The sequence below is a fragment of the Micromonospora sp. NPDC051141 genome (assembly GCF_044455765.1).
Lineage (GTDB): Bacteria > Actinomycetota > Actinomycetes > Mycobacteriales > Micromonosporaceae > Micromonospora.
The window spans coordinates 1-1531 of the sequence record NZ_JBITFD010000048.1 but is presented as its reverse complement, the minus strand read 5'-3'; the positions used below and the strand labels follow the sequence as shown (position 1 = coordinate 1531).

The window sequence follows — 1531 nt, the reverse complement described above, 5'->3', positions numbered from 1 at the left end:
CCGCGGTGCAGTTGGCGCGGGCGTGGGGGTTGCAGGTGTACGCCACTGCCAGCGCCGGTAAGTGGGACACCTTGCGCCAGATGGGTGTGGACGATGCGCGCCTGGCTTCTTCCCGGGATCTGGAGTTCCGTCGCAGCTTCCTGACGGTGACCGGTGGGGAGGGGGTGGATGTGGTGCTCAACGCCTTGGCCGGTGAGTTCGTGGACGCGTCGCTGGGCCTGCTGCCCCGTGGTGGCCGGTTCGTGGAGATGGGTAAGACCGACGTGCGGGACCCGGTGCGGGTTGCCGCAGACCATCCCGGAGTGGTGTATCAGGCGTTCGACCTGTCCGAGGCCGGCGCTGACCGGATCGGGCAGATGCTGGGCGAGATCCTGGACATGTTCGCCGCGGACATCCTCCAGCCGCTGCCGGTGAGGGTGTTCGAGGCGGCTCACGCGGTGCAGGCCCTTCGTTACCTGCAGGCGGCGCGTCATGTGGGCAAGGTGGTGCTGCGGCTGCCGGCCGGTCTGGATGCGGGTGGCACGGTGGTGGTCACTGGTGGGACTGGGGTGTTGGGTGGGTTGGTGGCCCGGCATCTGGTCACCGCGCACGGGGTCAGGCATCTGGTGTTGTTGTCCCGGCGCGGCCCGGCCGCGGCCGGGGCGAGGGAACTGGTCGATGAGCTGACGGAGCTGGGCGCCCGGGTGCGGGTGGCGGTGTGTGATGCCGCTGACCGGGATGCTTTGGCTGAGGTGTTGGCGGCGGTGCCGGCCGAGCATCCGGTAGTCGGGGTGGTGCACACCGCGGGTGTGCTCGACGACGGGGTGGTCGAGGCGTTGACGCCGCAGCGGCTGGAGCCCGTGTTGCGGGCGAAGGCTGACGCGGGGTGGTGGTTGCATGAGCTGACCCGGGACTTGGATCTGGGGTTGTTCGTGGTGTATTCGTCGGCGGCGGCCACCCTCGGGTCACCGGGGCAGGGAAACTACGCCGCGGCGAACGCGGTCCTGGACGCTTTGGCGCTGCGACGGCAGTCCGAGGGTCTGGTCGGGCAGTCTTTGGCGTGGGGGCTGTGGGCCCCGCAGTCAGCCATGACCGGACACCTCGACGAGGCCGACCTGGACCGGATGCGACGCAACGGCATCCTTGCCCTGTCCCCTGAGCAGGGCCTGGCGTTGTTCGACACGGCAGTACGTACCAGCCAGCCGCAGCTGGTGCCGATCCGGGTGGACCTGCCCGTGCTGCGTCGTTCCAAGGTCGGTGACGTGCCGCCGTTGTGGCGGACGTTGGTCGGCGGCTCGGCCCGCCGCATGGCGGCCACCGCTGATGCTCCGGTGGGTCTGGCTGTCAGGTTGGCGGCTATGGGGGTGGAGGAGCGTCAGCGGACGGTTTTGGAGTTGGTGCGGGCGCAGGCTGCGGTTGTGCTTGGTCATGCCGACCCGGCGGCGGTTGATCCGGGTAGCGCGTTCCGTGAGCTTGGTTTCGATTCGTTGACTGCGGTGGAGTTGCGTAACCGGTTGGCTGCCGCGACGGGGTTGTCGTTGCCGGCCACGCT

1 protein-coding gene is annotated in these 1531 nt (G+C 69.4%); it reads left to right on the top strand.

The annotated features are described in order from the left end of the window. Window positions 1–35: 35 nt before the first annotated feature. On the top strand, window positions 36–1531 hold a 1496-nt coding region (locus tag ACIA6B_RS32520), incomplete at its 3' end, for an SDR family NAD(P)-dependent oxidoreductase (protein ID WP_396779320.1).